This is a genomic window from Polaromonas sp. (assembly GCF_029945895.1).
Taxonomy (GTDB): Bacteria; Pseudomonadota; Gammaproteobacteria; order Burkholderiales; family Burkholderiaceae_C; genus Polaromonas.
Map to the genome: position 1 here is coordinate 1 of NZ_JAQSDL010000116.1, position 7,163 is coordinate 7,163.

The following is a 7,163-nucleotide window of genomic DNA, read 5'->3' on the forward strand; positions in this document are numbered from 1 at the left end:
AGCGACAACGCCGCCAACGCCGGCATCGTGCTGGGCGGCCGCAAGGTGTCGCCACGAGACATCGACCTGCCGTGGGTGGGCGCCATCCTGCGCCAGAATGGCGTGGTCGAGGAAACCGGCCTGGCCGCGGGCGTGCAGGGCCACCCGGCGATCGGCGTCGCATGGCTGGCGATGAAACTTGGCGCCTGGGGCGAATGCCTGCAAGCCGGCGAGGTGGTACTGGCCGGCTCCTTCACCCGGCCGGTCGCCGCGAAAGCCGGCGACCGCTTCGACGCCGACTACGGACCCCTCGGTCGTTTTGAATTTCACTTTATTTGAAAATACCCCATGCAAACACCCGTCAACACCTTCAAGCAGGCCCTGATCGAAAAACGTCCGCAGATCGGCCTCTGGCTGGGCCTGGCCAGCCCTTACAGCACTGAAATCTGCGCCGGCGCCGGTTTTGACTGGCTGCTGATCGACGGCGAACATGCGCCGAACGACATCAACAGCATCCTGGCTCAGCTGCAGGTGATGGCTGGTTACCCGGCCTCACACGCGATTGCGCGTGTCCCCATGGGCCACGGCCATGTGGGCGAAGCCCTGATCAAGCAGTACCTGGACATCGGCGTGTTGACCCTGCTGGTGCCCATGGTGGACACGCCCGCGCAGGCCGCCGCGCTGGTACGCGCCTCGCGTTATCCGCAAGTCGATGCGCAGGGCAAGGACACAGGCGGCATACGCGGCATGGGCGGCGCCCGCGCTTCGCGCTGGGGGCGCTATCCGCAGTACGCGCATGAAGCCAATGCACAGGTCTGCCTGCTGGTGCAGGCCGAGACGCAGACCGCGCTGGACAACCTGGACGCCATTGCCGCGGTGGACGGTGTGGACGGTGTCTTCATCGGCCCGGCCGACCTGTCGGCGTCCATGGGCCATGTGGGCAACCCGGCCCACCCCGCGGTGCAGGCGGCGATTGCCGACGCCATCCTGCGCATCAACAAGGCGGGTAAAGCCGCAGGCATCCTGACCCCCGACGAAGCCACGGCACGCACCTACCTGGCCCTGGGCGCCACCTTTGTGGCCGTGGGGCTGGATACCCACCTGCTGGTACGGGCCACCAGCGCACTCGCCGCCGCTTTCAAGACAGCGGCCGCACCCGCGCCGGCTAGCAAAACCTATTGACTGGAGACCGCCATGAACGCCGTCCTGCAAAAACCCGGGATACACCCGGACGAATGGAAAGCCCGCGTCGAGCTGGCTGCCTGTTACCGCGTGTTCGCCATGCTCGGCTGGACCGAGATGATCTACAACCACATCACGGTGCGGCTGCCGGGCAGCGTCACTGGCGACCAGAAGCAATTTCTGATCAACCCTTTCGGCCTGCACTACAGCGAAGTCACCGCCTCCAACCTGGTGAAGATTGATCTGCAAGGCAAGGTGCTCGACGGCTCGACGCACCGGGTCAATCCGGCCGGCTTCACCGTGCATGCGGCGATTCACGACGGTCTGCCCGATGCGCACTGCGTGATGCACACCCACACCACCGCCGGCGTGGCGGTCGCCTGCCTGCAGGGCGGCCTGCAGCAGACCAACTTCTACACCGCCCAGTTGCACGACAAGGTGGCCTACCACGACTTCGAAGGCATCACCATCCACGCCGAGGAAGGCCCGCGCCTGGTCAACAACATCGGCACGCGGCAGGCGGTGATCCTGCGCAACCACGGCCTGCTGACCTGGGGCCACACCCTGCCGCAGGCCTTTGCCATTTTGTGGACACTGCAGCGCGCCTGCGAAATCCAGCTGGCCACCTTCAGCATGGGGCCGGCGATACCAGTGACGCAAGCCGTGGCACAAAAATCCACGCGCGACGCGCTGCAGTTCCAGCCCGCCTTCGGGGCCGGCCAGGATGTTTTTGACGCACTGGTGCGGCAGGTCGACCGGATCGACAACAGCTATCAAAACTAGAGCGCCTTGCGCCCGTCAGCAAAGGGCTGGAAGCAAAAATGACTCACAAAACAATCAACAAAGCGTGTATCTACGGCGCCGGTGCCATCGGTGGCTGGCTGGGCGCCGGACTCGCGGCGGCAGGTTGCAGCGTCAGCGTGGTAGCCCGCGGCGCGACGCTGGACGCGCTGAACAGCCACGGCCTGCGCGTGGCGTCCGGGACGGACATACGTTCCGCGCCCGTGCAGGCCAGCGCCGACCCGGTCGCGCTGGGCGTCCAGGACCTCGTGGTCATCGCGGTGAAGGCGCCGGCGCTGCTCGACGTGGCGCGCCAGATCGCACCGCTGATCGGCCCCGACACGCTCGTGCTGACCGCCATGAACGGTGTGCCCTGGTGGTTCTTCCAGGGTTTTGGCGGCCCCTACGCCGGTACGACACTGAAGGCGGTGGATGCGACCGGCGAGATCGCCGCAGCCATTCCTGCGGCGACCATCATCGGCTGCGTCGTGCATGCCAGCTGCTCGGTCGATGCGCCCGGCGTGATTCGCCACCATTTTGGCAACGGGCTCATCATCGGTGAACCTTCGGGCCAGCAGAGCGAACGCGTGCAGGCGCTGGCAGGGTTGCTGGTGCGCGCCGGTTTTGCGGCCAGCGTGTCGGCGCAGATCCAGAAAGACGCCTGGTACAAACTCTGGGGAAACATGACGGTGAACCCGATCAGCGCCTTCACCGGCGCCACCACCGATCGCATTCTCGGCGACCCGCTGGTGCGCGACTTCATCTCGAAAATCATGCTCGAAGCCAAAGAGATTGGCGCCCGCATCGGCATCCCGATTGACCAGCAGCCGGAAGACCGGCATGCGGTGACGCTCAAGCTCGGCGCCTTCAAGACCTCCATGCTGCAGGACGTGGAAGCCGGCAAGGCGGTCGAGCTCGACGCCCTGGTCAGCGTGGTGAAGGAACTGGGCGAGCTGACGCAGGTTCCCACCCCCTTCACCGACGCGCTGCTCGGCCTGGCCCGGCTGCACGCCCGTGTTCACGGGCTGTACACATGACCACCGGCCGCGCCCTGAGCGGCACCGCCTTTGCCACCCTGCTGCTGATCGCCCTGATGATGGGCGCCAACCATGTGGCGGCGCGTCTGGCCTTCAACAACGGCGTGGACGTGGCCACGGCCGTGGCTTTCCGCAGCGTGGTCACCGCCCTGGCGGTGGCGGCCCTGCTGGCCATCCAGCGTGTGCCGCTGCGCTTCACCGCACGCAACAAACGCATCCTGCCGGTCATCGGCCTGCTGATCGCGGTGCAGAGCCTGTGCCTGTATTCGGCCGTGGCACGGCTGCCAGTGGCGCTGGCCCTGCTGGCTTTCAACACCTACCCGATCTGGACCGCGCTGTGGGACTGGGTGTTGTACCGCCGCTCGCCCGAACGCGCCCTGCTGCTGGCCATGCCGGTGATCCTGATCGGGCTGGCGCTGGCGCTCGACGTGCTGGGCGCCGCTTCGGGCCTGGGCGCGGCCGGGCAATGGGGCCGCATCGGCACCGGCGTGGCCTTTGCACTGGCGGCGGCGGCCACCTTCGGCGTGGCGCTGGTGCTGACCCAGCACGAGGCCGGCGATGTGGATGGCCGCGTGCGCACGTTGACCACCATGAGCATGGTCGGCCTGTTTGCACTGGCGGGTGTGGCCGTGCAGGGCGGCTTTCATTTGCCGCAGGCGGCCACCGGCTGGTGGGGCCTGGCGGCGCTCACCTTTCTGTACGGCACGGCCTTCACCATCATGTTCACCGTGTTGCCCAAGCTGGGCGTGGTCGGCAACTCGGCCATCATGAATGTGGAACCGGTGTTTGCGCTGGTGCTGGCCTGGCTGATTCTGGGCCAGGCGATTGCGCCGGTGCAGGTGGCGGGCGCCCTGCTGGTGGTCGGTGCGGTGATGGTGCTGGGATTGCGCAAGCGCTGAGCACCGGCTCAGCGCGCTGCCAGCTCATTCGACCTGAAACGGCACGCGCGCTGCCACGGCACACATCAGCTCATAACCCACCGTGCCCGCTGCCGCTGCAATCTCGTCGATCGACAGCACCGCGCCACCCGACGACCGCCCCCACAAGGTCACGTCCGACCCCATGCGCGCATCGGGCACAGGCGTCAGGTCCACCGTGATCATGTCCATGCTGACGCGGCCCACCATGCGTGTGCGCACACCGTTAACCAGCACCGGCGTGCCTGTCGTGCAGTGGCGGGGATAACCGTCGGCATAACCGCAGGCCACGACACCGATGCGCAGCGGGCCGTCGGCCGTGAAGCTGGAGCCGTAACCCACCGTGTCGCCTGCCACCAGGTGCTGCACACCGATGATTTTCGAGGCCAGCGTCAGGGTCGGCAGCAGGCCCCAGTCGGCGGCGCTGTGTTCGGGGAAATCGGGCGAGCTGCCGTACACCGCGATGCCGGGCCGCACCCAGTCGGACTTTTCTCCGACAAGCGCACCATGGCGCAGGGCGGCCGCGCTGTTGCTCAGCGTGCGTTCGCCGGGCAGGTCATGCGTGACCGCTTCGAAGACCTGCAGCTGGTGGGTTATCCCGCGCGGGCCGTCGGCGTCGCTGAAATGGGTCATCAGTGAAATTTCCTCCACCTGCGGCAGGGCGTTGAGCCGCGTCCAGGCCGCGCGGTAACGCTCGGGCGTGAAGCCCAGGCGGTTCATGCCCGAGTTCATCTTGAGGAAGACGCGGTGCGGCACCTGGGTCTTGTGGGCGGCGAGCATGTCAATCTGCTCGTCGCAATGAATGGTGTGCCACAGGCCCAGGCGTGAACACAGCTCGAGGTCGCGCGCATCAAAACAACCCTCCAGCAGCAGGATGGGGCCACGCCAGTCCAGCGCACGCAGACGCTGGGCCTCGGCCAGGTCAAGCAGCGCAAAACCGTCGGCGCTGCGCAGCGCATCAAACACGCGCTCGATGCCGTGGCCGTAGGCGTTGGCCTTGACGACGGCCCAGACCCGGGCGTCCGGCGCAGCAGCGCGGGCACGCGCCAGGTTGTGGCTGAGGGCGGCGGGATGAACAGTGGCGAGAATGGGGCGGGGCATGTCGGACAATGGCTCGTGGTGGTGGCAAACAGGACGGGGCAAGGGTTAACGCAAGCCTGTCAAGACCTATTTGTCGATTCTGCCATCCTGCCGCGTGCTATAAACCTTGATCGTCAGGAGACATTCACATATATCGCGCGGCATCAGACTGCCTGATGCATTCGCCCCAGTGCCCAACACCGTTCAATGAAGCTGAAGCGCGGTTTTTACACCATCATGGCAGCCCAGTTTTTCAGCTCGCTGGCTGATAACGCGCTGTTCGTCGCCGCCGTGGAGCTGCTCAGAACGAGCGGTGCGCCCAAATGGCAACCGGCCGCCCTGGTGCCGATGTTTGCGCTGTTTTACGTGGTGCTGGCCCCGTTTGTCGGCGCTTTTGCCGATGCGCAGCCCAAGGGCAAGGTCATGTTCATCAGCAATGCCATCAAGGTGGTGGGCTGCCTGATGATGCTGTTCGGCACGCACCCGTTGATGGCCTACGCGATTGTGGGCCTGGGCGCTGCCGCCTACTCCCCGGCCAAATACGGCATCCTCACCGAGTTGCTGCCGGCCTCGCAGCTGGTCAAAGCCAACGGCTGGATCGAAGGCCTGACGATTGCCTCCATCATCCTCGGGGTGCTGCTCGGCGGCCAGCTGGTCGGCCGTTCGGCGTCGCACTTGCTGCTGTCCTTCGACTTTCCCGTCATCAACACCGGCATTGACACCCCCCCCGAGGCCGCCATCTGCGCGCTGATCGTCCTGTATGCGATCGCCGCCTGGTTCAACACGCGGATTCCGCTGACCGGCGTGGAGATGCGTCCGATGCCGCGCAACAAGCTCGAGCTGCTGCCCGACTTCTGGAACTGCAACTCGGCGCTGTGGCGCGACAAGCTGGGCCAGATCTCGCTGGCAACCACCACGCTGTTCTGGGGCGTGTCGGGCAACCTGCGCTACATCGTGCTGGCCTGGAGCGCGGCAGCCCTGGGCTACAGCACCACGCAGGCGTCCTCGCTGGTGGGTGTGGTGGCCATCGGCACCGCCGCCGGCGCCATCCTGGCGTCCATGCGCATGCGGCTGGAGCACGCCACCAGCGTGATGCCGCTGGGCATTGCGATGGGCTTGCTGGTGATCCTGATGAATTTCATCACCAACGTCTGGGTGGCCGCGCCCTTCCTGATCCTGCTGGGCGGCCTGGGCGGCTTCCTGGTGGTGCCGATGAACGCGCTGCTGCAGCACCGCGGCCATAACCTGATGGGTGCCGGCCGCTCCATCGCCGTGCAGAATTTCAACGAGCAGGCCTGCATTCTGGCGCTGGGTGCCGGCTACAGCCTGTCCACCGGCATGGGCCTGTCGGCCTTCGGCGCGATCACCGCCTTTGGTGTGGTCGTGGCCGGCTTCATGTGGCTGATCCAGCGATGGCACAAAAGCAACTGCATCAAATACAAAGAGCAGATCGATCATCTGATGAACATCGCGCGCAGCGACAAATTGCACTGATGCAGCAGGCATGGACGGGCGGCCTTGCCGTGCTGCCCGGGAGTCAGACGCCGTGAATCGCCGTGGCACCGTGCTGGCCGCATTCGCGCTGGTCTTCAACGCCTTGGTCTGGGGCGTGTCCTGGTGGCCGTTTCGGGAGCTGCAGTCGCAGGGGCTGCACCCTCTCTGGTCCACGGCGCTGATTTACTTCTTCTCGCTGGCCTGCATCTGGGCATGGCGGCCCGGCGGCTGGCGCAACTTCGCGCAGCACCCGCAGCTCTGGTGGCTGGCCGTCGCCGCAGGGCTGACCAACGTCGGCTTCAATTGGGCGGTGACCGTCGGGGACGTGGTGCGGGTGGTGCTGCTGTTTTACCTGATGCCGGCGTGGTCCGTTCTGCTGGCCTGGGGCCTGCTGGGGGAAACGCCCACCCGCGCTTCGCTGCTGCGCCTGGTGCTGGCGATGGCGGGTGTGCTGATCGTGCTGAAGTCGCCCGGCTCGCCCTGGCCGGTGCCGCACAGTGCGGCCGACTGGCTCGCCCTGATGGGCGGCTTCAGTTTTGCCGCCACCAACGTGCTGCTGCGCCGGCTGGCGCATACGCCAAGCGAATCACGCATGATGGCGATGTTTGGCGGCGGCGGCCTCATGGCCACCGCCACTGCCTTGCTGGGCATGGCCTGGCACATCGTGCCGGCGCCGGTCTGGAGCACCTCGTGG

General features: G+C 66.3%; 7 protein-coding genes and 1 pseudogene. 7 read left to right on the plus strand and 1 reads right to left on the minus strand.

Annotated features, from left to right (window positions below):
* The 5 genes and pseudogenes from PSV33_RS18755 to PSV33_RS18775 all read left to right on the plus strand — a co-directional run.
* Positions 1 to 318: pseudogene (locus tag PSV33_RS18755) on the plus strand (2-oxo-hepta-3-ene-1,7-dioic acid hydratase); the annotation flags it as partial.
* A gap of 9 nt (positions 319 to 327) precedes the next feature.
* The gene (locus tag PSV33_RS18760) at positions 328 to 1,161 is read left to right on the plus strand and encodes an aldolase/citrate lyase family protein (protein WP_300564126.1); all 834 of its coding nucleotides are present in this window, start codon (positions 328 to 330) and stop codon (positions 1,159 to 1,161) included.
* 12 nt (positions 1,162 to 1,173) lie between these two features.
* Positions 1,174 to 1,944, plus strand: a complete 771-nt coding sequence (locus PSV33_RS18765; protein WP_300564128.1) for a class II aldolase/adducin family protein — start codon at positions 1,174 to 1,176, stop codon at positions 1,942 to 1,944.
* Positions 1,945 to 1,982: 38 nt separating this feature from the next.
* Complete coding sequence (locus PSV33_RS18770) at positions 1,983 to 2,978, plus strand: 2-dehydropantoate 2-reductase (RefSeq protein ID WP_300564130.1); 996 nt, start codon at positions 1,983 to 1,985, stop codon at positions 2,976 to 2,978.
* The gene (locus PSV33_RS18775) at positions 2,975 to 3,877 is read left to right on the plus strand and encodes a DMT family transporter (RefSeq protein ID WP_300564132.1); all 903 of its coding nucleotides are present in this window, start codon (positions 2,975 to 2,977) and stop codon (positions 3,875 to 3,877) included. The genes PSV33_RS18770 and PSV33_RS18775 overlap by 4 nt, the downstream gene beginning before the upstream one ends.
* A gap of 24 nt (positions 3,878 to 3,901) precedes the next feature.
* On the opposite strand, the gene alr is transcribed toward PSV33_RS18775, so the two are convergent.
* A complete protein-coding gene (gene alr / locus PSV33_RS18780) occupies positions 3,902 to 4,996 on the minus strand; it encodes an alanine racemase (RefSeq protein ID WP_300564134.1) in 1,095 nt (364 codons plus the stop codon).
* A gap of 192 nt (positions 4,997 to 5,188) precedes the next feature.
* Here alr and lplT point away from each other — a divergent pair, with 192 nt between their 5' ends.
* Together lplT and PSV33_RS18790 are read left to right on the plus strand one after the other, a co-directional pair.
* Positions 5,189 to 6,469, plus strand: a complete 1,281-nt coding sequence (gene lplT / locus PSV33_RS18785; RefSeq protein ID WP_300564137.1) for a lysophospholipid transporter LplT — start codon at positions 5,189 to 5,191, stop codon at positions 6,467 to 6,469.
* A 52-nt stretch (positions 6,470 to 6,521) separates the two neighbouring features.
* On the plus strand, positions 6,522 to 7,163 hold a 642-nt coding region (locus PSV33_RS18790), incomplete at its 3' end, for a DMT family transporter (RefSeq protein ID WP_300564135.1).

Coding starts and splice junctions, on each gene's coding strand:
- PSV33_RS18760 (WP_300564126.1), top strand. CDS start 328: ATGCAAACACCCGTCAACACCTTCAAGCAGGCCCTGATCGAAAAACGT.
- PSV33_RS18765 (WP_300564128.1), top strand. CDS start 1,174: ATGAACGCCGTCCTGCAAAAACCCGGGATACACCCGGACGAATGGAAA.
- PSV33_RS18770 (WP_300564130.1), top strand. CDS start 1,983: ATGACTCACAAAACAATCAACAAAGCGTGTATCTACGGCGCCGGTGCC.
- alr (WP_300564134.1), bottom strand. CDS start 4,996: ATGCCCCGCCCCATTCTCGCCACTGTTCATCCCGCCGCCCTCAGCCAC.
- PSV33_RS18775 (WP_300564132.1), top strand. CDS start 2,975: ATGACCACCGGCCGCGCCCTGAGCGGCACCGCCTTTGCCACCCTGCTG.